Source organism: Streptomyces sp. NPDC111516 (assembly GCF_055635345.1).
Genome location: NZ_JBVKBV010000004.1, coordinates 115,401 through 140,354 on the forward strand (window position 1 = coordinate 115,401; position 24,954 = coordinate 140,354).

The 24,954-nt window shown below is 68.0% G+C and carries 21 protein-coding genes and 3 tRNA genes; 19 read left to right on the forward strand and 5 right to left on the reverse strand.

The annotated features are described in order from the left end of the window. Positions 1 to 22: 22 nt before the first annotated feature. Positions 23 to 1,321 (reverse strand): amidohydrolase family protein, encoded by a 1,299-nt coding sequence (locus ACZ7L9_RS10795; RefSeq protein ID WP_471414291.1) that lies wholly within the window; start codon positions 1,319 to 1,321, stop codon positions 23 to 25. Between the two features lie 346 nt (positions 1,322 to 1,667). Here ACZ7L9_RS10795 and ACZ7L9_RS10800 point away from each other — a divergent pair. From ACZ7L9_RS10800 to ACZ7L9_RS10835, 8 genes are all read left to right on the forward strand, one after another. After that, positions 1,668 to 1,740, forward strand: a tRNA-Thr gene (locus tag ACZ7L9_RS10800). A 45-nt stretch (positions 1,741 to 1,785) separates the two neighbouring features. Next, positions 1,786 to 1,858: transfer RNA gene (locus ACZ7L9_RS10805), tRNA-Met, on the forward strand. A gap of 89 nt (positions 1,859 to 1,947) precedes the next feature. Further along, positions 1,948 to 2,112, forward strand: coding sequence for a 50S ribosomal protein L33 (gene rpmG / locus ACZ7L9_RS10810; RefSeq protein ID WP_003956487.1), 165 nt, complete (start codon positions 1,948 to 1,950; stop codon positions 2,110 to 2,112). A gap of 103 nt (positions 2,113 to 2,215) precedes the next feature. Beyond that, complete coding sequence (locus tag ACZ7L9_RS10815) at positions 2,216 to 2,668, forward strand: FAS1-like dehydratase domain-containing protein (protein WP_384451985.1); 453 nt, start codon at positions 2,216 to 2,218, stop codon at positions 2,666 to 2,668. Then, positions 2,668 to 3,096 carry a MaoC family dehydratase gene (locus ACZ7L9_RS10820; RefSeq protein ID WP_471414293.1) on the forward strand — a complete coding sequence of 143 codons (429 nt, stop codon included), beginning with the start codon at positions 2,668 to 2,670 and terminating at the stop codon, positions 3,094 to 3,096. The genes ACZ7L9_RS10815 and ACZ7L9_RS10820 overlap by 1 nt, the downstream gene beginning before the upstream one ends. Before the next feature lie 128 nt (positions 3,097 to 3,224). Further along, entirely contained in the window at positions 3,225 to 3,773 is a 549-nt protein-coding gene (locus ACZ7L9_RS10825; RefSeq protein WP_471414668.1) for a TetR/AcrR family transcriptional regulator, read from the forward strand. Between the two features lie 88 nt (positions 3,774 to 3,861). Next, positions 3,862 to 5,304, forward strand: coding sequence for an MFS transporter (locus ACZ7L9_RS10830; RefSeq protein ID WP_471414295.1), 1,443 nt, complete (start codon positions 3,862 to 3,864; stop codon positions 5,302 to 5,304). A 70-nt stretch (positions 5,305 to 5,374) separates the two neighbouring features. Further along, the gene (locus tag ACZ7L9_RS10835; protein ID WP_471414296.1) at positions 5,375 to 6,430 is read left to right on the forward strand and encodes a UDP-N-acetylmuramate dehydrogenase; all 1,056 of its coding nucleotides are present in this window, start codon (positions 5,375 to 5,377) and stop codon (positions 6,428 to 6,430) included. Positions 6,431 to 6,442: 12 nt separating this feature from the next. Here ACZ7L9_RS10835 and ACZ7L9_RS10840 read toward each other — a convergent pair whose 3' ends face one another. Then, a complete protein-coding gene (locus ACZ7L9_RS10840; RefSeq protein ID WP_471414298.1) occupies positions 6,443 to 7,078 on the reverse strand; it encodes an NAD(P)-dependent oxidoreductase in 636 nt (211 codons plus the stop codon). Positions 7,079 to 7,165: 87 nt separating this feature from the next. Here ACZ7L9_RS10840 and ACZ7L9_RS10845 point away from each other — a divergent pair, with 87 nt between their 5' ends. Further along, positions 7,166 to 7,771, forward strand: coding sequence for a TetR/AcrR family transcriptional regulator (locus ACZ7L9_RS10845; RefSeq protein WP_471414300.1), 606 nt, complete (start codon positions 7,166 to 7,168; stop codon positions 7,769 to 7,771). Positions 7,772 to 7,793: 22 nt separating this feature from the next. Here the strand turns inward: ACZ7L9_RS10845 and ACZ7L9_RS10850 are convergent, their stop codons facing one another. Continuing rightward, positions 7,794 to 8,816: an adenosine deaminase gene (locus ACZ7L9_RS10850; protein ID WP_471414302.1), complete on the reverse strand. Its 1,023-nt coding sequence runs from the start codon at positions 8,814 to 8,816 to the stop codon at positions 7,794 to 7,796. A gap of 121 nt (positions 8,817 to 8,937) precedes the next feature. Further along, positions 8,938 to 10,164: a pyridoxal phosphate-dependent aminotransferase gene (locus tag ACZ7L9_RS10855; RefSeq protein WP_471414303.1), complete on the reverse strand. Its 1,227-nt coding sequence runs from the start codon at positions 10,162 to 10,164 to the stop codon at positions 8,938 to 8,940. 224 nt (positions 10,165 to 10,388) lie between these two features. On the opposite strand from ACZ7L9_RS10855, the gene ACZ7L9_RS10860 reads away from it, so the two are divergent. From ACZ7L9_RS10860 to ACZ7L9_RS10905, 10 genes are all read left to right on the forward strand, one after another. After that, positions 10,389 to 10,461 (forward strand) — tRNA-Trp (locus tag ACZ7L9_RS10860). Positions 10,462 to 10,567: 106 nt separating this feature from the next. After that, positions 10,568 to 10,855, forward strand: a complete 288-nt coding sequence (gene secE, locus ACZ7L9_RS10865) for a preprotein translocase subunit SecE (protein ID WP_471414305.1) — start codon at positions 10,568 to 10,570, stop codon at positions 10,853 to 10,855. A 73-nt stretch (positions 10,856 to 10,928) separates the two neighbouring features. Next, complete coding sequence (nusG, locus tag ACZ7L9_RS10870; protein ID WP_471414306.1) at positions 10,929 to 11,828, forward strand: transcription termination/antitermination protein NusG; 900 nt, start codon at positions 10,929 to 10,931, stop codon at positions 11,826 to 11,828. A gap of 176 nt (positions 11,829 to 12,004) precedes the next feature. Further along, a complete protein-coding gene (rplK, locus tag ACZ7L9_RS10875) occupies positions 12,005 to 12,439 on the forward strand; it encodes a 50S ribosomal protein L11 (RefSeq protein WP_006126872.1) in 435 nt (144 codons plus the stop codon). A gap of 81 nt (positions 12,440 to 12,520) precedes the next feature. Further along, complete coding sequence (gene rplA / locus ACZ7L9_RS10880; RefSeq protein ID WP_327258882.1) at positions 12,521 to 13,243, forward strand: 50S ribosomal protein L1; 723 nt, start codon at positions 12,521 to 12,523, stop codon at positions 13,241 to 13,243. 162 nt (positions 13,244 to 13,405) lie between these two features. Further along, positions 13,406 to 14,308: an SCO4651 family lipoprotein gene (locus ACZ7L9_RS10885; RefSeq protein ID WP_471414309.1), complete on the forward strand. Its 903-nt coding sequence runs from the start codon at positions 13,406 to 13,408 to the stop codon at positions 14,306 to 14,308. Positions 14,309 to 14,632: 324 nt separating this feature from the next. After that, complete coding sequence (rplJ, locus tag ACZ7L9_RS10890; protein ID WP_266358738.1) at positions 14,633 to 15,163, forward strand: 50S ribosomal protein L10; 531 nt, start codon at positions 14,633 to 14,635, stop codon at positions 15,161 to 15,163. Between the two features lie 111 nt (positions 15,164 to 15,274). Beyond that, a complete protein-coding gene (gene rplL, locus ACZ7L9_RS10895) occupies positions 15,275 to 15,658 on the forward strand; it encodes a 50S ribosomal protein L7/L12 (RefSeq protein WP_093897231.1) in 384 nt (127 codons plus the stop codon). Between the two features lie 599 nt (positions 15,659 to 16,257). Further along, the gene (rpoB, locus tag ACZ7L9_RS10900; protein ID WP_471414311.1) at positions 16,258 to 19,743 is read left to right on the forward strand and encodes a DNA-directed RNA polymerase subunit beta; all 3,486 of its coding nucleotides are present in this window, start codon (positions 16,258 to 16,260) and stop codon (positions 19,741 to 19,743) included. A 129-nt stretch (positions 19,744 to 19,872) separates the two neighbouring features. Further along, positions 19,873 to 23,772 carry a DNA-directed RNA polymerase subunit beta' gene (locus ACZ7L9_RS10905; RefSeq protein ID WP_471414313.1) on the forward strand — a complete coding sequence of 1,300 codons (3,900 nt, stop codon included), beginning with the start codon at positions 19,873 to 19,875 and terminating at the stop codon, positions 23,770 to 23,772. A gap of 94 nt (positions 23,773 to 23,866) precedes the next feature. On the opposite strand, the gene ACZ7L9_RS10910 is transcribed toward ACZ7L9_RS10905, so the two are convergent. Beyond that, positions 23,867 to 24,952 carry a M48 family metalloprotease gene (locus tag ACZ7L9_RS10910; protein WP_471414314.1) on the reverse strand — a complete coding sequence of 362 codons (1,086 nt, stop codon included), beginning with the start codon at positions 24,950 to 24,952 and terminating at the stop codon, positions 23,867 to 23,869. Positions 24,953 to 24,954: the final 2 nt, after the last annotated feature.

A 24,954-nucleotide genomic window follows, 5' to 3' on the forward strand; every position in this document is an offset into this window, starting at 1 on the left:
ACGCCGCGACGGGCCACCGCGCTCAAGGCCCGCCGCAGGGACCGGAATCCGGCCGTCCCTGGCGGGGCAGGCCGAGGGCCCGGACGGTCTCCGAGTCGCAGTACTCGCGTACCGCGCTCGTCCGTGCCACCACCCGTCCGCGATGCACCACGATCCGGCTGTAGGCGAGCGACAGCACGCCCGAGAGCTGCTCCCCGCGTACGGCGAGCAGCTCTGCCGGGAAGCCTGCCTCGACCCGGATCCCGGGCAGCCCCATCGCCTTCCGTGCGGCCGAGGACACCGCCTCGTACGCCTCGTCGGCACGCATCCCGCTCTGCGAGGCAAGCAGGTAGGCGGCCTCCAGCGGATCCCCGCGCCCCACCGGGTTCGCGATGTCCCGCAGTGCCCCGCTGCCTGCCGCGATCCGCACACCGGCCGCACGCAGCAGCCGTACGGGGGCGGTGCCCCGCCCTTCCATCCCGCAACAGCCGCCCTGGGGGAGGCAGATGACCGTCACCCCGGCCGCGGCGAGCTGGTCGGCGGCCCGGGCCGCGGCCTGGGAGGGGAGCCGGGAGAGGCCGGCGCACGGGCCGACGGACACGCCGGGCCGCAGTCCACCGGCCATGGCGGCCAGTCGGCCGAGCCGGGCCGGTTCGGCGCCGTCCGTGTGCAGATCGACGGGACAGCCCTGTTCGGCGGCGATCTCCAGGACGGCTTCCGCGTACCCCGCCGGGTCCGGGTCGAGGTCGGGACAGCCGCCGACCGCGCCGATCCCCATCTTCACCGCGTCACGCAGCATGGCCAGGTTGTCGGCGCCCGCGACGCCGGTGAGCAGGCCGGGTACGGCGACCGGGGTCAGTTCGACGAGTCCGCGCAGCGAACCGCGTGCCTGCAACACGGCTTCGAGGGAGGCGAGGCCCTGGACGGAGCCGATCCGCACGTGTGCGCGCAGTGCGGTGGCGCCGTGGCCGAGCTGCAGCAGGGCGGCCTCGGTGGCGCGGCGCTGGACGTCCTCGGGGCGGTGCGACACGGGCCCCGGGGTGGTGTCGGGGCCGGCACCGTCGGCGGTGAGCGCGGTGTCGCTGTGGGCGTGGGGTTCGGCCGGGGCGGGGAGCAGCAGATAGCCGCGCAGGTCCACCCGTGGGCCGGGGGTGGTCAGGCTGCCCGTGGTGCCGACGGCCTCGATGAGGCCGCCACCGAGCCGTACGTCCACGATGCGGCCGTCGGTGAGCCGGGCGCCGCAGAGCACCAGGGCGCCGGTCTCGGCGGTGTCGTGGCTGCTGGTCGCATCGGCCGCGTCGGCGGCGTGGTCGTCCGGCTGCCGCGGCTGGCTGTCGGGCATCGCGCTCCTGGGAAGGGGTACAAGATCACGCAGAGTGAGACGAGCCTAGGGGCGTGTTCGGCCCGGTTCGAGGAGGAGCGAAATAGTCGTACCGGTGTGGCCCTGAGAGGTATCCGGGGCACGGGTGTACGGCGGGGGGTGTGGTGGCTCACGCGGCGTCCGAGGCCCTGACCAAGCTGCTGCCGGTGGACCGGAAGACCGCTGATGAGCGGGCCGGAGCGCGCCCGACGGGCGGGCGGCAGGCGGCTGATCAAGGGATCGGCGGGGCGTCGATCAAGGGCGCCGGACGGGGCTTCGAAACGGATTTGGGCGATCGGCGACCGACCGTGTAATGTCTTCATCGCTCGCCCCAATAGCTCAGTCGGTAGAGCGTCTCCATGGTAAGGAGAAGGTCTGCGGTTCGATTCCGCATTGGGGCTCTGGTGATCGGGAAACCCCGCTTCGGCGGGGGGACTCGTCATCAAAGCGGTGTAGCTCAGTCGGTAGAGCAAGCGGCTCATAATCGCTGTGTCACCGGTTCAAGTCCGGTCACCGCTACTTACGGTAGCCGATTGTGGGGTCGGTCCTTCGATCGGCTACTCTTTTTTGCGTTCATCCGTCCATCCGTCCGTCCAAGGAGCACTCACGTGGCTGCCACCGACGTCCGCCCGAAGATCACGCTGGCCTGCGTGGAGTGCAAGGAGCGGAACTACATCACCAAGAAGAACCGGCGTAACAACCCGGACCGTCTTGAGATGAAGAAGCACTGCCCGCGCTGCAACTCGCACACTGCGCACCGCGAAACGCGCTAAAACAGGCTCGTACACGAGGCCGTCCCCACTGGGGGCGGCCTCGTGTCGTTGTATGGGGGCTGTTCTTCGGCCTTTTCATCTTTCACCAGGAGGTAGCGAGCTCATGGCGCTCGACCAGTCCTTCGTGGGGCGGTCCTATCCGCCCACCCCGCCGTACGAGGTCGGCCGGGAGAAGATCCGCGAGTTCGCCGAGGCGGTGGGCGACACCAATCCGGTGTACGTCGACCCCGAAGCGGCCAAGGCGCTCGGCCACAGCGATGTGATCGCGCCGCCGACGTTCGTCTTCTCGATCACCTTCAAGGCCGCCGGGCAGGTGGTGCAGGACCCGCAGCTGGGCCTGGACTACAGCCGCGTGGTGCACGGTGACCAGAAGTTCACCTATGTGCGTCCTGTGCGGGCGGGGGACCGGCTGACGGTCACGTCGACGATCGAGGGCATCAAGTCCCTGGCGGGCAATGACGTCCTGGACATCCGCGGCGAGGTCCACGACGAGTCCGGTGAGCATGTCGTGACCGCGTGGACGAAGCTGGTGGCGCGCGCCGCCGAGGAGGCGTGATGACGGCGAAGGTGACGTACGAGTCGGTCGAGGTCGGTACGGAGCTGCCGGCGCAGTCCTTCCCGGTGACCCGGGCGGCGCTGGTGCAGTACGCGGGCGCTTCCGGTGACTTCAATCCGATCCACTGGAACGAGAAGTTCGCCCGCGAGGTCGGACTGCCGGACGTGATCGCGCACGGCATGTTCACCATGGCCGAGGCGATCCGGGTGGTCACGGACTGGGTCGGCGACCCGGGTGCGATCGTCGAGTACGGAGTGCGGTTCACCAAGCCGGTCGTCGTGCCGAACGACGACAAGGGTGCTCTGATCGAGGTCAGCGCCAAGGTGGCCGCCCTGCTGGACGACAAGCAGGTGCGGGTGGACCTGACGGCCATGAGTGACGGCAAGAAGGTGCTGGGCATGTCCCGCGCCGTGGTGCGGCTCGGCTGAGGCCGTTGAGTGTGGCGTAAGGGCACTGTCCGTGGGGCGGTGCCCCTTACGCGTTCTTGCGCACGCCCTTCCCGACGCACCGGTTGACGAAGTTAGTGATTGCGTACTAACTTCGCGGCATGGCAAGGATGAGTGCGGAAGAGCGGCGTGAGAGCGTCATTCGTGCGGCGATCACCGAGTTCGCCCGAGGCGGTTACGCCGCCACCTCCACCGAGGCGATCGCCAAGCGCGTCGGTGTCTCGCAGCCGTACCTGTTCCGCCTCTTCCCCAACAAGCAGGCCATGTTCCTCGCCGCCACCGAGCGCTGTCTCGCGGACACCCGGAAGGTCTTCTGCGATGCGGCCGAAGGGCTTGAGGGCGAAGAGGCGCTGCATGCCATGGCCGCCGCGTCTCAGCGCCTGATCGTCGATGACCCGGACAAGCTGCTCCTGCAGATGCAGATGTACGCGGCCGTCGCGGCGGCCGGGGCCTCGGGGGATCACGAGTTCGGCGAGTCGGCTCGCGCCGGCTGGCTGCAGATGTGGGACGAGATCCATCTCGCACTCGGCGCCGATGTCAATGAGACGACGACGTTCCTTGCGTACGGCATGCTCGCCAACACGCTGACCTCGCTCGGCTTCCCGGCCGGTCACCGGGTCTGGTCGGGGTTCTATGACTCGGCCAAGCCGATCGCCTGAACAGATCGCCTGAACAGTGCGACCCGGGTTCTGCCCGGTTTTCTGCCCAGAGAAGTTAGTCATTGATAACTAACCCCCAGGGGGAGCAGTGAACCAGCACACGACAGGCCGCTCAGGAGCGGTATGGGCCCTCGTCATCACCAGCGTCGCAGGATTCATGGCGGCCCTCGACAACCTCGTCGTCACCACCGCCCTGCCCTCCATCCGCAAGAGCCTCGGCGGCGAACTGGCGGAGCTCGAATGGACGGTGAACGCCTACACCCTCACCTTCGCCGTGCTGCTGATGCTCGGGGCCGCCCTCGGTGACCGGTTCGGCCGCCGCCGGCTCTTCCTCACCGGGCTCACCGTCTTCACCGGGGCCTCCGCCGCAGCCGCCCTCTCGCCCGGCATCAACGAACTCATCGCCTTCCGGGCCGTCCAGGGTGTGGGCGCGGCGATCATGATGCCGCTGACGCTCACCCTGCTCACGGCCGCCGTGCCACCCGCCCGTCGCGGTACCGCGCTCGGCATCTTCAGCGCCGTCACCGGACTGGCCGTGGCCAGTGGCCCCCTGATCGGCGGCAGCCTCACCGAGCACCTCTCCTGGCAGTGGATCTTCTGGCTGAACGTCCCGATCGGTCTGGCGTTGCTCCCCCTGGCGCGACTGCGCCTGGCGGAGTCGCACGCGCCGGACTCGCGGCTCGACATCCCCGGCACACTCCTGGTCAGCGGCGGACTCTTCGGCATCGTCTACGGCCTGGTCAACGCCAACTCCGACGGCTGGACCAGCCCCACCGTCCTCACGGCCCTGATCGCCGGTGCCGCGCTCGTCGGCGGGTTCATCCACCACGGCTTCCACGCGAAGAACCCGATGCTGCCCATGCGGCTCTTCCGCAACCGCGCGTTCTTCGGGATCAACATGGCCGGCCTGCTGATGTTCCTCGGGATGTTCGGGTCGATCTTCCTGCTCAGCCAGTATCTCCAGGGCGTGCTGGGCTACTCGCCCACCGAGGCCGGCCTGCGGATGCTGCCCTGGACCGGAATGCCGATGCTGGTCGCACCCGTCGCGGGGGCCCTCTCCGACCGCTTCGGCGGCCGCCCGGTGGTCGTGGCCGGGCTCGCCCTCCAGGCAGTCGGCCTCGCCCTCTTCGCGCTGGTCATCGGACCCGACGCCTCGTACGCCTCGCAGCTGCCCGGTCTGATCGTCGGCGGCGTCGGCATGGCCATGTACTTCGCGCCCGCCGCCAGCCTCGTGATGTCCAGCGTCCGCCCCAGCGAGCAGGGCATCGCCTCCGGCGCCAACAACGCCCTGCGCGAGGTCGGCGGAGCCCTCGGGGTCGCCGTGCTCGCCACGGTCTTCTCCTCGCAGGGCGGGTACGAATCCACACGGTCCTTCACGGACGGGACCGTTCCGGCGGTGTGGATAGGCGCCGGCGTGGTGGCTCTGGCCGCCCTGGTCGCCCTGCTCATCCCGGGCCGCCGCCACGCCTCGGTCCCGGCGCCGGAGACGGCGGACGAGACGGCGGAGGAGCGCATGTCCGTAGCTGCCTGAGCCACGGCCCCGTGCGTACGGTCCGTGGTCCCGCCCAAGCGGCGGGACCACGGACCGTACTCTTGTCCCCGTGCACGAACTCCACGACGCGCCCCTCGCCCCCCTGACCACCTTCCGGCTCGGCGGCCCCGCCGCCCGCCTCCTCACGGCGACGACCGACGCCGAGGTGATCGAAGCCGTGCGCGAGGCCGACGAGAGCGGCACCCCGCTCCTCGTCATCGGCGGCGGCAGCAACCTCGTCATCGGCGACAAGGGCTTCGACGGCACCGCCCTGCGCATCGCGACCAAGGGCTTCGCGCTGGACGGTACGACGCTGGAACTGGCCGCCGGAGAGGTCTGGACGGACGCCGTCGCCCGCACCGTCGACGCCGGTCTCGCGGGCATCGAATGCCTGGCCGGAATCCCGGGCTCCGCCGGTGCGACGCCGATCCAGAACGTCGGCGCCTACGGCCAGGAGGTCTCCTCCACCATCACGGAGGTCGTCGCCTACGACCGGTACACCCGCGAAACGGTCACCATCCCGAACGCCGCGTGCGCATTCTCGTATCGGCACAGTCGCTTCAAGGCCGAACCCGACCGCTTCGTGGTGCTGCGTGTCCGCTTCGAGCTGGAAGAAGCGGGCGGTCTGTCCGCGCCCCTGAAGTACCCCGAAACAGCCCGCGCCATGGGTGTCGAGCAGGGCGAGCGCGTGCCCGCCGCGGCCGCCCGGGAAACGGTACTCAAGCTCCGCGCCGGCAAAGGCATGGTGCTGGACCCGGAGGACCACGACTCCTGGTCGGCCGGCTCCTTCTTCACCAACCCGATCCTGGAGGAGGCGGAGTACGAGGCGTTCCTCGCCCGCGCCAGGAACCGGCTCGGCCCCGATGTGACGCCCCCCGCCTGGCCCGCGGACGGGGGACGCACCAAGACCTCCGCGGCCTGGCTCATCGACAGGGCCGGCTTCACCAAGGGCTACGGCACAGGGCCTGCCCGCATCTCCACCAAGCACACCCTCGCGCTCACCAACCGCGGCGGCGCCACCACCGAGGACCTCCTCGCGCTCGCCCGTGAGGTCGTCGCAGGGGTGCACGAGGCATTCGGCGTCACGCTCGTCAACGAACCCGTGACGGTCGGTGTGAGCCTGTAGAAGGCGCGCGGCTCAGTACGCCACGCCCACGCCCTGCTTCACCGCGGCCGGATCGTCGATCAACGCCAGCATCGCGTGCGCCACATCGGCCCGTGAGATGGTCCGGCCTCTGCGGGGGCTGCCGCCGAAGGCCGTCCGGTACTTCCCCGTCAGCGGCCCGTTGGTGAGCTTCGGCGGCCGTACGGACGTCCAGTCCGTCGCACTCCGGGCCAGCGCGGCCTCCATCCGCGTCAGGTCCGCGTAGACCTCCTTGAGGATCGCCCCGGCCACCTTGCGGAGCATCCGGTCCATCAGCGGGTCGCCGGCGGGCCGGGGGCCGACCGGGGCCGCGCTGACCACGAGCAGCCGCCGCGTACCCTCGGGCTCCATCGCCTGCAGCACCGACCGGGTAAGCCGCTCGGCGACACCGTCGGCCTTCCGGCCGCGCGAGCCGAGCCCGGAGAGCACCGCGTCCCGGCCCGCGACAGCCTCGCGCAGCGCCTCCGGATCGTCGATGCGCGCCGCTGTGTGGACCTGTACATCGGAGAGCGGGACGGGCAGCCGCGCCGGATCGCGGACCACCGCCGTCACCTCATGGCCCGCCGTCACCGCCTGGCGGACGATCTCCTGGCCGACACCGCCCGTCGCGCCGAACACTGTGATCCTCATTGCGCACCCTCCGGGATGGGTAAGTATTCACTCACCCCCTACAGTGAGTGGATACTCACCACCTCGTCAAGCTTCATTGGAGTGCACATGGAGCAGAAGCCGGCCCGCGTCCGCATCGTCGACGCCGCCCACCAGCTGATGCTCACCATCGGCCTGGCCCGCGCCACCACCAAGGAGATCGCCCGAGCCGCCGGCTGCTCGGAGGCCGCGCTCTACAAGCACTTCCCGAGCAAGGAGGAGTTGTTCGTGGCCGTGCTCAAGGAACGGCTGCCCAAGCTCAACCCGCTGCTGAAGCGACTCATCGCGTCACCGGGGGCGGGGGAGCGGACCGTCGAGCAGAACCTCACCGAGATCGCCCGCCAGGCCGCCCTCTTCTACGAGCAGAGCTTCCCGATCGCCGCTTCGCTGTATGCCGAGCCCAGGCTCAAAGAACGCCACAACGACGCGATGCGGGAGCTGGGCACCGGCCCTCACGTGCCCATCCGCGGCCTTGACGCGTATCTGCGCACCGAACAGGCCGTCGGCCGGGTGCGTGCCGACGCGGACACCTACGCGGCCGCCTCGCTGCTCCTGGGCGCCTGCGCGCAGCGGGCCTTCGCCTATGAGGCCACGGAGGGCGGGGGACCGCCGCAGTCCCTCGACGCGTTCGCCGCGTCCGTGGCCAAGGCGCTGATACGGGGGCTCGTGGCGTAGCCCCCCGCATCGCCTGTCGGTCTCAGCCCGCCGGCTTCGACAGCCAGTCGTCGATGCCCGTCAGTAGCTCGGTGCGAACCGCGGCCGGAGCCGCGGAGCCCCGCACCGACTGACGGGCCAGTTCCGCGAGCTCCTCGTCCGTGAACGCGTGGTGGCGCCGTACGAGGTCGTACTGCGCGGCCAGCCGGGAGCCGAAGAGCAGCGGATCGTCCGCGCCCAGCGCCATCGGCACGCCGGCCTCGAACAAGGTGCGCAGGGGTACGTCGGCGGGCTTCTCGTAGACGCCCAGCGCCACGTTCGACGCCGGGCACACCTCGCAGGTCACTCCCCGCTCCGCCAGCCTGCGCAACAGCCGGGGATCCTCGGCGGCCCGTACGCCGTGCCCGATCCGGGCCGCGTCGAGATCGTCCAGACAGTCCCGCACGCTCGAAGGGCCGGCCAGCTCGCCGCCGTGCGGGGCCGCCAGCAGACCGCCGTCGCGGGCGATGGCGAACGCCCGGTCGAAGTCCCGGGCCATCCCGCGCCGCTCGTCGTTGGAGAGCCCGAATCCGACCACGCCCCGGTCCGCGTACCGCACCGCGAGCCGGGCCAGGGTCCGGGCGTCCAACGGGTGCTTCATCCGGTTCGCCGCGATCACCACCCGGATCGGCAGACCGGTCTCGCGCGACGCGCTGTCCACTGCGTCCAGGATGATCTCGATCGCCGGGATCAGCCCGCCGAGAAGCGGGGCGTACGAGGTGGGGTCGACCTGGATCTCCAGCCAGCCGGAGCCGTCCGCGACGTCCTCCTGGGCCGTCTCGCGCACGAGCCGCCGGATGTCCTCGGGGGCCCTCAGGCAGGACCGGGCGATGTCGTAGAGCCGCTGGAAGCGGAACCATCCGCGCTCGTCCGTCGCCCGCAGTCTGGGCGGCTCGCCGCCGGTCAGGGCCTCCGGCAGATGCACGCCGTACTTGTCGGCGAGTTCGAGCAGGGTCGTGGGCCGCATCGACCCGGTGAAATGCAGGTGCAGGTGGGCCTTGGGCAACAGCCGTACATCACGCTCCATTCGAAGATCCTGCCGCACACGGGGGGCTCAGCGGTAGCCGCTTTCCCTATCGGGTTGACCCTCGAACAAAAAAGCGACCCCCGGCCGGAGCCGGGGGTCGCCCACTGGATTCAGGGCGTGCTCAGGCCTTGGCCTCGCCCAGCAGCTTCTGGAGCCGCGAGACGCCCTCGACGAGGTCGTCGTCGCCCAGGGCGTACGAGAGCCGCAGGTAGCCCGGCGTACCGAAGGCCTCGCCCGGTACGACCGCGACCTCGGCCTCGTCCAGAATCAGCGCCGCCAGCTCGACCGAGGTGGCCGGGCGCTTGCCGCGGATCTCCTTGCCGAGCAGCTCCTTGACCGAGGGGTACGCGTAGAACGCGCCCTCGGGCTCCGGGCACAGCACGCCGTCGATCTCGTTGAGCATCCGGACGATGGTCTGCCGGCGCCGGTCGAAGGCGGCCCGCATCTCGGTGACCGCGTCCAGGTCCCCGGACACGGCGGCCAGCGCGGCGACCTGGGCGACGTTGGAGACGTTGGACGTGGCGTGCGACTGCAGGTTGGTCGCGGCCTTGACGACGTCCTTCGGGCCGATGAGCCAGCCCACGCGCCAGCCGGTCATCGCGTACGTCTTGGCGACACCGTTGACCACGATGCACTTGTCGCGCAGGGCGGGCACGAGCGCCGGCAGCGAGGTGAACTTCGCGGTGCCGTAGACCAGGTGCTCGTAGATCTCGTCGGTCAGCACCCACAGGCCGTGCTCGACGGCCCACTCGCCGATCGCCTTGGCGTCGGCCTCGCTGTACACCGCACCGGTCGGGTTCGACGGGGAGACGAAGAGGACGACCTTCGTACGCTCGGTGCGCGCCGCCTCCAGCTGCTCGACGGAGACGCGGTAGCCGGTGGTCTCGTCGGCCACGACCTCCACCGGGACACCGTCGGCCAGCCGGATCGACTCGGGGTAGGTGGTCCAGTACGGAGCCGGGACGATGACCTCGTCGCCCGGGTCGAGGATCGCGGCGAACGCCTCGAAGATGGCCTGCTTGCCGCCGTTGGTCACCAGGATCTGGGAGGCGTCGACCTCGTAACCGGAGTCGCGCAGCGTCTTCTCCGCAATGGCGGCCTTGAGCTCCGGGAGCCCGCCGGCGGGGGTGTAGCGGTGGTACTTCGGGTTGCGGCAGGCCTCGACCGCCGCGTCGACGATGTAGCCGGGGGTCGGGAAGTCGGGCTCGCCGGCACCGAAGCCGATCACCGGGCGGCCGGCGGCCTTGAGGGCCTTGGCCTTGGCGTCGACGGCGAGGGTGGCGGACTCGGAGATTGCACCGATGCGGGCGGAGACCCGGCGCTCGGACGGAGAAGTTGCAGCGCTCATGGCCCCCATGGTCCCAGACCGCGATCCCTGTCGGCGCAGGGGTTTCAGGGACCGGACACGACTCGGACAGCATGCGGACAACATGCGACCAGGAGTTGTCGGGAGCTATCTGTTCGACGCCGGGCCGATGAGCACGTACACTCACCTGTCGTTGGCCTTCACCAGCCACACCGTTCTCGCACCCGGAGCATCCGGAAGATGCGGTAGGTTGGTGGAAACCACAAAGGGTCGTAGCTCAATTGGTAGAGCACTGGTCTCCAAAACCAGCGGTTGGGGGTTCAAGTCCCTCCGGCCCTGCTACACACTCCCTCGCCAGGAAGTGTGCGCATGTACGTACTTCAATGCACCGCCGTGCGGCTCCACCGGGCGCGGCACGGCCATGACCCGGAATCAGGTGAGAAGCGTGACGGACGCCGTGGGCTCCATCGACATGCCTGATGCCGAGAATGAAGTACCCGAGTCGAAGAAGAAGGCTCGGAAGGGCGGCAAGCGCGGAAAGAAGGGCCCCCTGGGTCGCCTCGCGCTGTTCTACCGCCAGATCGTCGCCGAGTTGCGCAAGGTTGTCTGGCCGACTCGTAATCAGCTGACGACATACACCACCGTGGTGATTGTCTTCGTCGTCGTCATGATCGGTCTGGTGACCGTGATTGACTTCGGGTTCCAGCGGGTCGTGAAGTACGTCTTCGGCTGATCCCGCGGAGGGCGCCTCATGGGCGCCCCTTTCGCATGTTCCACCCATTTGTATCCAGGAAGAAGCAGCCACCGTGTCTGACCCGAACCTGAACGACGCCGTCGAGCCGACGGCGGGCGCCTTCGAGTCCGCCGAGGACGAGCTCGACATCGTCGAGGCGGCGGACGCCGAGGAGCCGGACCAGGCTGAAGCTGCCGACGCCGCCGCAGGTGAGCCCGCCGAGCAGGCGGCCCTGCACACCGAGGACGACGACGAGGCCGCCGAGGCCGAGACCGGTTCCGAGGGCGACGCGAACGAGGACGAGCCCACCGAGGGCGACGAGGAAGCTGCGGAGGAGGCCGAGCCGGCCGCCCCCGTCGACGCCGTCACGGCCCTGCGCGAGGAACTGCGCGGCCTTCCCGGTGAGTGGTACGTCATCCACACGTACGCCGGTTACGAGAAGCGCGTGAAGGCCAATCTGGAGCAGCGCGCCGTCTCGCTCAATGTCGAGGAGTTCATCTACCAGGCCGAGGTGCCCGAGGAAGAGATCGTCCAGATCAAGAACGGCGAGCGCAAGAACGTCCGCCAGAACAAGCTGCCGGGCTACGTCCTGGTGCGCATGGATCTGACGAACGAGTCCTGGGGCGTCGTCCGCAACACCCCCGGCGTCACCGGCTTCGTGGGCAACGCCTACGACCCGTACCCGCTGACGCTCGACGAGATCGTCAAGATGCTCGCCCCGGAGGCCGAGGAGAAGGCCGCCCGTGAGGCAGCCGAGGCCGAGGGCAAGCCGGTTCCGTCCCGCAAGGTCGAGGTGCAGGTGCTCGACTTCGAGGTGGGCGACTCGGTCACCGTCACCGACGGCCCGTTCGCGACGCTGCAGGCGACGATCAACGAGATCAACGCCGACTCGAAGAAGGTCAAGGGTCTCGTCGAGATCTTCGGCCGCGAGACCCCGGTCGAGCTCAGCTTCGACCAGATCCAGAAGAACTAGCGGCTTTCCGTCAGAATCTGGACACATGCCTACCCTGCAGGTCAGACCGGCTCCACGGCCGGTCTGACCTGCTCGGTTTTTGGTCGCGCAGCCATACCCGTTATCGTTGTGCGGTATGCCTCCATCCGGATGACCGGACGGCGGCGAAACACTCTCACTAGGACCCGGAGAGAGCAATGCCTCCCAAGAAGAAGAAGGTCACGGGGCTTATCAAGCTCCAGATCAATGCCGGTGCGGCCAACCCGGCCCCGCCGGTCGGCCCCGCGCTCGGCCAGCACGGCGTCAACATCATGGAGTTCTGCAAGGCCTACAACGCCGCGACCGAGTCGCAGCGTGGCATGGTCGTGCCGGTGGAGATCACGGTCTACGAGGACCGCTCCTTCACCTTCGTCACCAAGACTCCGCCGGCCGCGAAGCTGATCCTCAAGGCCGCGGGCGTGGAGAAGGGCTCCGGCGAGCCGCACAAGACCAAGGTCGCCAAGCTGACGGCTGCCCAGGTCCGTGAGATCGCCACGACGAAGCTCCCCGACCTGAACGCCAACGACCTCGACGCCGCGTCGAAGATCATCGCTGGCACCGCCCGTTCCATGGGCATCACGGTCGAAGGCTGATTCAGCCCCTCACGTCCTCAGTGGTAGGGCCAAGCGCTGGCCCGCACCACGACTCCACACCCTGAAACCACAGGAGCAGAAGTGAAGCGCAGCAAGAACCTCCGCGCTGCGGACGCCAAGGTCGACCGGGCGCGCAACTACGCCCCGCTCGAGGCCGTCCGTCTCGCCAAGGAGACCGCCTCCACCAAGTTCGACGGCACCGTCGAGGTCGCGTTCTGCCTGGGTGTCGACCCTCGCAAGGCCGACCAGATGGTCCGTGGCACCGTGAACCTCCCGCACGGCACCGGCAAGACCGCCCGGGTCCTGGTCTTCGCGACCGGTGACCGTGCTGCGGCCGCGGAAGCCGCGGGCGCCGACATCGTCGGCGCCGACGAGCTCATCGACGAGGTGGCGAAGGGCCGTCTGGACTTCGACGCCGTCGTCGCCACGCCGGACCTCATGGGCAAGGTCGGCCGCCTCGGCCGGGTGCTCGGTCCGCGTGGTCTGATGCCGAACCCGAAGACCGGCACCGTCACCCCCGACGTCGTGAAGGCTGTCAACGACATCAAGGGCGGCAAGATCGAGTTCCGCGTCGACAAGCACTCGAACCTGCACTTCATCATCGGCAAGGTCTCGTTCGACGACACCAAGCTGGTGGAGAACTACGCAGCGGCGCTGGAGGAGATCCTCCGTCTGAAGCCGTCCGCCGCCAAGGGCCGCTACATCAAGAAGGCCACCCTGGCCACCACGATGGGCCCCGGCATCCCGCTGGACGCCAACCGCACCCGTAACCTCCTCGTCGAGGAGGACCCGGCCTCCGTCTGAGCCCCCGCGCTCGGCAGCAAGCCGCGTCACGTGTGACATTGACGGGCCCCGCAACCTTTCGAGGTGCGGGGCCCGTCCTCGTATCCGTATGTAGCCGGTGGCTGTGTCGGAGCTGTGCGTTAGCGTGAGGCTCCGAGAGCCGAACGAGGGGTGGAAGCGGACATGAGGACCAGTACCGTGCGACGCGTGGGTCTGTCGGTAGCGGTGGCGGCGGCGTTGACGTCGGTCGCGGCCTGCGGCGGATCGGACGACAAGGGCGGCGACAACCGCGGCGGCGCCGTGGTGAAGGCCGACCCGATAGCCGCGTTGCTCGATGTGCAGAAGAAGACCGGCGGGGCGAGCTCGGCGAAGGTCGAGGGCACCACGCAGATGGGCACCACCATGTCCATGAAGCAGAGTGGCACCATCGACTGGACCGACGGCCTCACCGGCACCATGGAGATCACGTACACCGGCGGCACCATGGCGGACGCCATGAAGCAGAACGGTGGCACGGGCACCATGGAGGCCCGCTACTTCAAGGACGGCTACGCCGTCAACATGGGCGAGGCCTTTGCCAAGCAGGCCGGCGGCAAGCACTGGATCAACTACGGCTACGCCGACCTCGCCAAGCTCGCCGGCGCCTCCGGCGAGGCGATGAAGCAGCAGATGCAGAACACCACCCCCGACCAGGGCGTGAAGTCCCTGCTGGCTTCCGGTGACGTGAAGAAGGTCGGCCAGGAGGACGTACGCGGCGTCTCCGCCACGCACTACTCCGGCACCGTCGACGTCGCCGCGCTGACCGCGAAGAACTCCAAGCTCGACGCCGACCAAGTTGCTCAGCTGAAGAAGCAGCTGAGCGACGTCGGGATCACCACGGAGCAGGTCGACATCTGGGTCGACGAGAACGATCTGCTGGTCAAGAAGACCGAGCGCGGCCAGATGAAGACCGGCGAACTGAATTCGACGGTGTACTACAGCGACTACGGCACGAAGGTATCGGTGGAGGCGCCCCCGGCCAATGACACGGTCGACTTCACCGACCTCGTGAAGCAGCAGCAGGGAGCGGGCGCGAACGCCGGCTGAGACCGTACGGCGACCGGGCGACGCGGTTTCCCGGTCGCCGGCCGGCCCAAACCTCCCGCACCGCCCGAACCGAGACGGATTTGCCCGGCGCGACATCGGTCGCGTACTCTCCTACAGAAGCCAAAGACCGCTGGTCGTTGCTGCGCTCTCGCAAGAGGGAGCAGTGACCGAAGGTTCCGTCGAGTACGGGCGACCCGCGCAGGTGACTGTGGAAAGCTCCCGGACTTCGTTCGGTCGAGCTACGCCCTGGCGCCTGCGCCGGGGCGTTCGTCTTTCCCGGCCCCTTCTGAGCGGTCCTCATCACCCGGAAGGAGGCCGACGCTCATGGCAAGGCCCGACAAGGCTGCCGCGGTAGCCGAGCTGACGGACCAGTTCCGCAGCTCGAACGCCGCTGTGCTGACCGAGTACCGGGGTCTCACCGTGGCGCAGCTCAAGACGCTGCGTCGTTCGCTCGGTGAGAACGCCCAGTACGCCGTGGTGAAGAACACGCTGACCAAGATTGCGGCCAACGAGGCCGGGATCACTTCGCTGGACGACCAGTTCACTGGTCCGACGGCGGTTGCCTTCATCACCGGTGACCCGGTGGAGTCGGCGAAGGGTCTTCGTGACTTCGCCAAGGACAACCCCAACCTCATCATCAAGGGCGGTGTCCTTGATGGTAAGGCGCTGACCGCGGATGAGATCAAGAAGCTCGCGGACCTCGAGTCCCGCGAGGTTCTGCTCGCCAAGCTGGCGGGCGCCATGAAGGGCAAGCAGACTCAGGCTGCTCAGGTCTTCCAGGCGCTTCCGTCGAAGTTCGTCCGCACCGCGGAGGCGCTTCGTGCCAAGCAGGCCGAGCAGGGCGGTGCCGAGTAATTCGGCTCGCGCAATGATCGTCGCTTGACTGGGCGACGGTCGCAGCGGGCCGAACGTACGCCCGCCTACATGTAACTCCGGCACCTGCCGAATTAGTGGAAGGACGCCATCATGGCGAAGCTGTCCCAGGACGACCTGCTCGCGCAGTTCGAAGAGATGACCCTCATCGAGCTCTCCGAGTTCGTGAAGGCCTTCGAGGAGAAGTTCGACGTCACCGCCGCCGCTGCGGTCGCCGTTGCCGCCCCGGGTGCCCCCGGTGCCGCCGCTGAGGCCGTCGAGGAGCAGGACGAGTTCGACGTCATCCTCACCGGCGCCGGCGAGAAGAAGATCCAGGTCATCAAGGTCGTGCGTGAGCTGACCTCGCTGGGCCTGAAGGAGGCCAAGGACCTCGTCGACGGCACCCCGAAGCCGGTCCTCGAGAAGGTCGCCAAGGAGGCCGCCGAGAAGGCTGCCGAGTCCCTCAAGGCCGCCGGCGCTTCCGTCGAGGTCAAGTGACTCAAGGAGTCCGCTGACTCCTTCTGACTGCCCGTGCCGCACCGGCACGGACGTCAAATGACGAAGGGCGATCACCCATCCGGGTGGTCGCCCTTCGGCGTACCCGCAGCGGCTGCCTTGCTCTTCCTGCGGCGACGAGTATGGTGATCTTCGCCGTTGCCTCTCGGGGCCGGCCGACCGGCGCCGGGAGGTGACCGGCTGAGGGCGCCGGGGCGTTGTCCCGGCAGGGGGGCCTTGACGAACGGCACGCGGCGCGCAATTCTCAGGACGCGTCGTCACATCGATCCGAATCCGAGGCATGGATCGTGGACGAAGAGGGCAGTAAAGAAGAGCGCACCGCGCGCACCGGCTAGTCATAGGTGTTGAGAACAGCTGTTGAGAGCTACGTGGGTCTCTGAGAACCCCGACTGGACATCAGTGTGCCGTTTGGCTACACTGACCCTTTGCGCTGCCTGTTAGCTGCCTCCTGCCCGTCACCAGGGGCATGCCCACGCTTGAGCATCGATGACCGAACGTCTCTGACCTGGGATTTCTGTCTCCGTGTCCAGCTTGGGACCGGTACGCGCGTAGTGAGTCCGAGCCCTCGGAAGGACCCCCTCTTGGCCGCCTCGCGCAACGCCTCGACCGCGAATACGAACAACGGTGCCAGCACCGCCCCGCTGCGCATCTCCTTTGCAAAGATCAAGGAGCCCCTCGAGGTTCCGAACCTCCTCGCGCTGCAAACCGAGAGCTTCGACTGGCTCCTCGGCAATGCCGCCTGGAAGGCTCGCGTCGAGGCTGCTCTGGACAGTGGACAAGACGTCCCCACCAAGTCCGGCCTGGAGGAAATCTTCGAGGAGATTTCACCGATCGAGGACTTCTCCGGGTCGATGTCGCTTACGTTCCGCGACCACCGCTTCGAGCCCCCGAAGAACTCGATCGACGAGTGCAAGGAGCGCGACTTCACGTTCGCCGCCCCGCTCTTCGTCACGGCCGAGTTCACCAACAACGAGACCGGCGAGATCAAGTCCCAGACGGTCTTCATGGGCGACTTCCCGCTCATGACCAACAAGGGCACCTTCGTCATCAACGGCACCGAGCGTGTCGTCGTGTCGCAGCTGGTCCGCTCGCCGGGTGTCTACTTCGACTCCTCCATCGACAAGACGTCCGACAAGGACATCTTCTCCGCCAAGATCATCCCGTCCCGGGGTGCCTGGCTGGAGATGGAGATCGACAAGCGCGACATGGTCGGTGTCCGCATCGACCGCAAGCGCAAGCAGTCCGTGACCGTTCTGCTCAAGGCTCTCGGTTGGACCACCGAGCAGATCCTGGAGGAATTCGGCGAGTACGAGTCCATGCGCGCCACCCTGGAGAAGGACCACACCCAGGGCCAGGACGACGCGCTGCTCGACATCTACCGCAAGCTGCGTCCGGGCGAGCCCCCGACCCGTGAGGCCGCGCAGACGCTGCTGGAGAACCTCTACTTCAACCCGAAGCGCTACGACCTGGCGAAGGTCGGCCGCTACAAGGTGAACAAGAAGCTCGGCGCGAACGAGCCGCTGGACGCCGGCGTGCTCACCACCGACGACGTCATCGCCACCATCAAGTACCTGGTGAAGCTGCACGCCGGTGAGACCGAGACGGTCGGCGAGTCCGGTCGCTCGATCATGGTCGAGACCGACGACATCGACCACTTCGGCAACCGCCGTATCCGTAACGTCGGTGAGCTGATCCAGAACCAGGTCCGTACGGGTCTCGCCCGTATGGAGCGCGTCGTGCGCGAGCGCATGACCACTCAGGACGTCGAGGCGATCACGCCGCAGACCCTGATCAACATCCGGCCGGTCGTCGCCTCCATCAAGGAGTTCTTCGGCACCAGCCAGCTGTCCCAGTTCATGGACCAGAACAACCCGCTGTCGGGCCTGACGCACAAGCGTCGTCTCAACGCCCTCGGCCCGGGTGGTCTCTCCCGTGAGCGGGCCGGCTTCGAGGTCCGAGACGTGCATCCGTCGCACTACGGCCGCATGTGCCCGATCGAGACGCCCGAAGGCCCGAACATCGGTCTGATCGGTTCGCTGGCTTCCTACGGCCGCATCAACGCGTTCGGCTTCATCGAGACGCCGTACCGCAAGGTCGTCGAGGGCCAGGTCACCGACGAGGTCGACTACCTGACCGCCGACGAGGAAGACCGCTTCGTCATCGCGCAGGCCAACGCGCCCCTCTCCGAGGAGCTGCGTTTCGTCGAGCCCCGCGTCCTGGTCCGCCGTCGTGGCGGAGAGGTCGACTACGTGCCCGGCACGGACGTCGACTTCATGGACGTCTCGCCGCGCCAGATGGTGTCCGTCGCCACCGCGATGATCCCCTTCCTGGAGCACGACGACGCCAACCGTGCCCTCATGGGCGCGAACATGATGCGTCAGGCGGTGCCGCTGATTAAGTCGGAGGCCCCGCTCGTCGGCACCGGCATGGAGTACCGCTGCGCCACCGACGCCGGTGACGTGCTCAAGGCCGAGAAGGACGGTGTGGTCCAGGAGGTCTCCGCGGACTACATCACCGTGACCAACGACGACGGCACGTACACCACGTACCGCATCGCCAAGTTCATGCGCTCCAACCAGGGCACCTCGGTCAACCAGAAGGTTGTCGTCTCCGAGGGCGACCGGGTCGTCGCCGACCAGGTCCTCGCCGACGGTCCGGCCACCGAGAACGGTGAGATGGCCCTCGGCAAGAACCTGCTCGTGGCGTTCATGCCGTGGGAGGGTCACAACTACGAGGACGCGATCATCCTGTCGCAGCGCCTCGTGCAGGACGACGTCCTCTCCTCGATCCACATCGAGGAGCACGAGGTCGACGCCCGTGACACCAAGCTCGGCCCCGAGGAGATCACCCGGGACATCCCGAACGTCTCCGAGGAGGTCCTCGCCGACCTCGACGAGCGCGGCATCATCCGTATCGGTGCCGAGGTCGTCGCCGGCGACATCCTCGTCGGTAAGGTCACGCCCAAGGGTGAGACCGAGCTGACCCCCGAGGAGCGCCTGCTCCGCGCGATCTTCGGTGAGAAGGCGCGCGAGGTGCGCGACACCTCGCTGAAGGTGCCGCACGGTGAGATCGGCAAGGTCATCGGCGTCCGCGTCTTCGACCGCGAAGAGGGCGACGAGCTGCCGCCGGGCGTGAACCAGCTGGTCCGCGTCTACGTCGCGCAGAAGCGCAAGATCACCGACGGTGACAAGCTCGCCGGCCGTCACGGCAACAAGGGCGTCATCTCGAAGATCCTCCCGATCGAGGACATGCCGTTCCTGGAGGACGGCACCCCGGTCGACATCATCCTCAACCCGCTGGGTGTCCCGTCCCGAATGAACCCGGGACAGGTCCTGGAGATCCACCTCGGCTGGCTCGCCAGCCGCGGCTGGGACGTCTCCGGCCTCGGTGACGAGTGGGCCAAGCGCCTGCAGGCCATCGGCGCCGACCAGGTCGCCCCCGGCACCAACGTCGCCACCCCCGTCTTCGACGGTGCGCGCGAGGACGAGATCTCCGGTCTCTTCGAGGCCACGATCCCGAACCGCGACGGCGACCGCCTGGTGCAGCCCTCCGGCAAGGCCCAGCTGTTCGACGGCCGCTCCGGCGAGCCGTTCCCGGACCCGGTCTCGGTCGGGTACATGTACATCCTCAAGCTGCACCACCTCGTCGACGACAAGCTGCACGCTCGGTCGACGGGCCCGTACTCCATGATCACCCAGCAGCCGCTGGGTGGTAAGGCCCAGTTCGGTGGACAGCGCTTCGGTGAGATGGAGGTGTGGGCCCTTGAGGCTTACGGCGCCGCATACGCCCTCCAGGAACTGCTGACGATCAAGTCCGACGACGTGACCGGCCGCGTGAAGGTCTACGAGGCGATCGTCAAGGGCGAGAACATCCCCGAGCCCGGCATTCCCGAGTCCTTCAAGGTGCTCATCAAGGAAATGCAGTCGCTCTGCCTCAATGTGGAGGTGCTGTCCTCGGACGGCATGTCCATCGAGATGCGCGACACGGACGAGGACGTCTTCCGCGCGGCGGAGGAGCTCGGTATCGACCTGTCCCGGCGCGAGCCGAGCAGCGTCGAAGAGGTCTGACGGGTTGGCCGGCCGGATCCCCGTGATCCGGCCGGCTCTCCCCGGACCCGTTCAGACCATTGCTGAAGTGCCCCGATTTCTCGCGTGACGCGAGGGGGCTCGAACCCCCGAAAGAGGGATTGACGACAAGTGCTCGACGTCAACTTCTTCGACGAGCTGCGGATCGGCCTTGCCACCGCGGACGACATCCGTACCTGGTCCCACGGCGAAGTGAAGAAGCCGGAGACCATCAACTACCGCACGCTCAAGCCCGAAAAGGACGGACTCTTCTGCGAGAAGATCTTCGGTCCGACCCGGGACTGGGAGTGCTACTGCGGCAAGTACAAGCGTGTCCGCTTCAAGGGCATCATCTGTGAGCGCTGTGGCGTCGAGGTCACGCGCGCCAAGGTGCGTCGTGAGCGCATGGGCCACATCGAGCTTGCCGCTCCCGTCACCCACATCTGGTACTTCAAGGGCGTCCCGTCGCGCCTCGGCTACCTGCTGGACCTCGCGCCGAAGGACCTGGAAAAGGTCATCTACTTCGCCGCGTACATGATCACGTTCGTGGACGAGGAGCGCCGTACGCGCGACCTGCCGTCCCTGGAGGCGCACGTCTCCGTCGAGCGTCAGCAGATCGAGAACCGCCGCGACGCCGACCTGGAGGCCCGCGCCAAGAAGCTCGAGACCGACCTGGCCGAGCTGGAGGCCGAGGGCGCCAAGGCCGACGTGCGCCGCAAGGTGCGCGAAGGTGCCGAGCGCGAGATGAAGCAGCTGCGCGACCGTGCGCAGCGCGAGATCGACCGTCTCGACGAGGTGTGGAGCCGCTTCAAGAACCTCAAGGTCCAGGACCTGGAGGGCGACGAGCTGCTCTACCGCGAGCTGCGTGACCGCTTCGGCACGTACTTCGACGGCTGCATGGGCGCCGCCGCTCTGCAGAAGCGCCTGGAGTCGTTCGACCTCGACGAGGAGGCCGAGCGCCTCCGCGAGATCATCCGTACCGGCAAGGGCCAGAAGAAGACCCGTGCGCTCAAGCGCCTCAAGGTCGTCTCCGCGTTCCTGCAGACCAGCAACAAGCCCAAGGGCATGGTGCTCGACTGCGTGCCGGTCATCCCGCCGGACCTGCGTCCGATGGTGCAGCTGGACGGTGGCCGCTTCGCGACCTCCGACCTCAACGACCTGTACCGCCGTGTGATCAACCGCAACAACCGCCTCAAGCGTCTCCTCGACCTCGGTGCCCCCGAGATCATCGTGAACAACGAGAAGCGGATGCTGCAGGAGGCCGTCGACGCGCTGTTCGACAACGGCCGCCGCGGTCGCCCGGTCACCGGTCCCGGTAACCGCCCGCTCAAGTCCCTCAGCGACATGCTGAAGGGCAAGCAGGGTCGATTCCGTCAGAACCTTCTCGGTAAGCGTGTGGACTACTCCGCGCGTTCCGTGATCGTCGTCGGCCCGCAGCTCAAGCTGCACCAGTGCGGTCTGCCGAAGGCCATGGCGCTGGAGCTCTTCAAGCCGTTCGTGATGAAGCGCCTGGTCGACCTGAACCACGCGCAGAACATCAAGTCGGCCAAGCGCATGGTCGAGCGCGGCCGCACCGTGGTGTACGACGTCCTCGAAGAGGTCATCGCCGAGCACCCGGTGCTGCTGAACCGTGCACCGACGCTGCACCGCCTCGGCATCCAGGCCTTCGAGCCGCAGCTGGTCGAGGGCAAGGCCATTCAGATCCACCCGCTCGTCTGCACCGCGTTCAACGCGGACTTCGACGGTGACCAGATGGCCGTGCACCTGCCGCTCTCCGCGGAGGCGCAGGCCGAGGCCCGCATCCTGATGCTGTCCTCGAACAACATCCTGAAGCCGGCCGACGGTCGTCCCGTCACCATGCCGACCCAGGACATGGTGCTGGGCCTGTTCTTCCTCACCACGGACGAGGAGGAGCGCAAGGTCGTCGGCCAGGGCCGTTCCTTCGGTTCCACGGCCGAGGCGATCATGGCCTTCGACGCCCGCGAGCTGTCGCTCCAGGCGAAGGTCGACATCCGCTTCCCGGTGGGCACCATCCCGCCGCGCGGCTGGGTGCCGCCGGTCGCCGAGGAGGGCGAGCAGGAGTACCAGCAGGGCGACACGTTCCGGCTGCGTACGTCCCTGGGCCGCGCGCTCTTCAACGAGCTGCTGCCCGAGGACTACCCGTTCGTCGACTACTCCGTCGGCAAGAAGCAGCTCTCCGAGATCGTCAACGACCTCGCCGAGCGCTACCCCAAGGTCATCGTGGCGGCGACGCTCGACAACCTGAAGGCGGCGGGCTTCTACTGGGCGACCCGTTCCGGTGTCACCGTGGCCATCTCCGACGTCGTGGTCCCCGAGGCCAAGAAGGCGATCGTCGCCGGCTACGAGGCGCAGGACGAGAAGGTCCAGAAGCAGTACGAGCGCGGTCTGATCACCAAGGACGAGCGCACGCAGGAACTCATCGCGATCTGGACCAAGGCGACCAACGAGGTCGCCGAGGCGATGAACGCGAACTTCCCGAAGACGAACCCCATCTTCATGATGGTTGACTCGGGTGCCCGAGGAAACATGATGCAGATGCGTCAGATCGCCGGTATGCGTGGTCTGGTGTCCAACGCCAAGAACGAGACGATCCCCCGTCCCATCAAGGCGTCCTTCCGTGAGGGCCTCACCGTTCTGGAGTACTTCATCTCCACGCACGGTGCCCGTAAGGGTCTGGCGGACACCGCCCTGCGTACCGCCGACTCGGGTTACCTGACCCGTCGTCTGGTGGACGTCTCGCAGGACGTGATCATTCGCGAGGAGGACTGCGGCACCGACCGCGGCCTCAAGCTGAAGATCGCCGTCAAGGGTGCGGACGGTGTGCTCCGCAAGACGGAGGACGTCGAGACCTCGGTCTACGCCCGCATGCTCGCCGAGGACGTCGTCGTCGACGGCAAGGTCATCGCGCCTGCCAACGTCGACCTCGGTGACGTCCTGATCGACGCGCTGGTGGGCGCCGGCGTCGAGGAGGTCAAGACCCGTTCGGTCCTGACCTGTGAGTCCGCGGTCGGCACCTGTGCCTTCTGCTACGGACGTTCGCTCGCCACCGGCAAGCTGGTCGACATCGGTGAGGCGGTCGGCATCATCGCCGCCCAGTCCATCGGTGAGCCCGGTACCCAGCTGACGATGCGTACCTTCCACACCGGTGGTGTGGCCGGTGACGACATCACCCAGGGTCTGCCCCGAGTCGTCGAGCTCTTCGAAGCCCGTACGCCCAAGGGTGTCGCCCCGATCTCGGAGGCGGCCGGCCGCGTCCGTATCGAGGAGACCGAGAAGACCAAGAAGCTCGTCGTTACCCCGGACGACGGCAGCGACGAGACGGCGTTCCCGATCTCGAAGCGTGCCCGTCTGCTGGTGGGCGAGGGCGACCACGTCGAGGTGGGCCAGAAGCTCACCGTGGGTGCCACCAACCCGCACGACGTGCTGCGGATCCTCGGTCAGCGCGCGGTCCAGGTCCACCTGGTCGGCGAGGTCCAGAAGGTCTACAACTCGCAGGGTGTGTCGATCCACGACAAGCACATCGAGATCATCATCCGGCAGATGCTGCGCCGGGTGACGATCATCGAGTCCGGCGACGCGGAGCTGCTGCCGGGCGAGCTCGTCGAGCGCTCGAAGTTCGAGACCGAGAACCGTCGTGTGGTCACCGAGGGCGGTCACCCCGCCTCCGGCCGTCCGCAGCTGATGGGTATCACCAAGGCCTCGCTCGCCACCGAGTCGTGGCTGTCGGCGGCGTCCTTCCAGGAGACGACCAGGGTTCTGACCGACGCGGCGATCAACGCCAAGTCGGACTCCCTGATCGGCCTCAAGGAGAACGTCATCATCGGTAAGCTCATCCCGGCCGGTACGGGCCTGTCCCGCTACCGCAACATCCGGGTCGAGCCGACCGAGGAGGCCAAGGCCGCGATGTACTCGGCCGTCGGCTACGACGACATCGACTACTCGCCGTTCGGCACGGGCTCCGGCCAGGCCGTTCCGCTGGAGGACTACGACTACGGTCCGTACAACCAGTAAGCGAGTCGCTTGATCGACCGGAGGGCGGTCATCCCGTGATGCACGGGGTGGCCGCCCTTTGGCGTGTGCCGACGTATCGCACCGATGGTCGTGGCTACAGGTAGTGCCGCAGATGGTGCAGCCGGGTCGGCAAGTCGGGGTGAGTGGAGAGCAGCCGCGCGGGCGTCGATTCCCGTCCCATCCGCTTTTCGCCGACGCCGAGCGCCTTCCGCTGCCTCCGGATTTCGTTTGCGTGCATCGTCTGCAGCACCTCGGCCAGCATCGGCGCGAATCCGAGCGCGGCGGCGTGGCGGTCGGCACGCAGTTCGGCACGGCGTCCCAGCGCTGCCGACACATAAGGAAATACGAGAAGCAGCGGAAGCCCGTACAGGACCGCGGCGGCGGTGGAGGCGAGCCCGCCGACCGCCAGGAGCAGAGCGCCGACTGTGAGGTAGACGGCGCACCTGGCCGGTGTGACGACGGAGTGGGCCACGGCACGGAGGGTGCGCCAGGCCGCCCGGCCCGGCAGCCCGTACCAGTGGCTCAGTAGCGACGACCACGCATGGCCCCCGGTGTGGTGACCGAGTTCATGGGCGAGCACGGCGGCCAGCTGGCCACTCGGCAACTGTTCCAGTGCGAACCGGGTGACCCCCACGATATGGCCCGCGGCGGCGTAGGCGTTGAGCTCGTCGCTCTCCTCGATCCAGAGCTGATACAGCGCTCCGTCGACCCCGGCAATGGCCGTCACCTCCCGCCAGATCGGGCCCAGCCGCGCGGCCTCCTGGGGCATCGGGTGCCGGAGCCTGAGCAGGTAGCGGGCGAAGAGGTCTTCCGTGGGCCGGTGGAAGACCAGGGCGCCGGATGCCGACCAGAGCAGGGCCGGTATCCAGAACGGCAGCCCGAGGCAGCTGTCCAGAATCGCGCTCACGAGCAGTACCACCGGCGTGCTCATCAGGACGGCGGGCAGTGCCAACACCAGCCGTCCGAGTGCGGTGACGTCCATTTGCCGCTGGTGCGCGGTGTAGTACACGCGCCGGCCGTGCCCGTGCTCGTAGATCAAGTCATCGGGTGCGGGGGGTGCGGTGGCGGTTGGGTCCGGTGGTTGCACGGCCCCGTCGTCGGGCGGGGACTGGCCGGGGCAGCCATTCGACGGCTCGGGCCCGTCGCCCGGGGCCCGAGGCTGAGGTGCTGGTCGGGTCATGA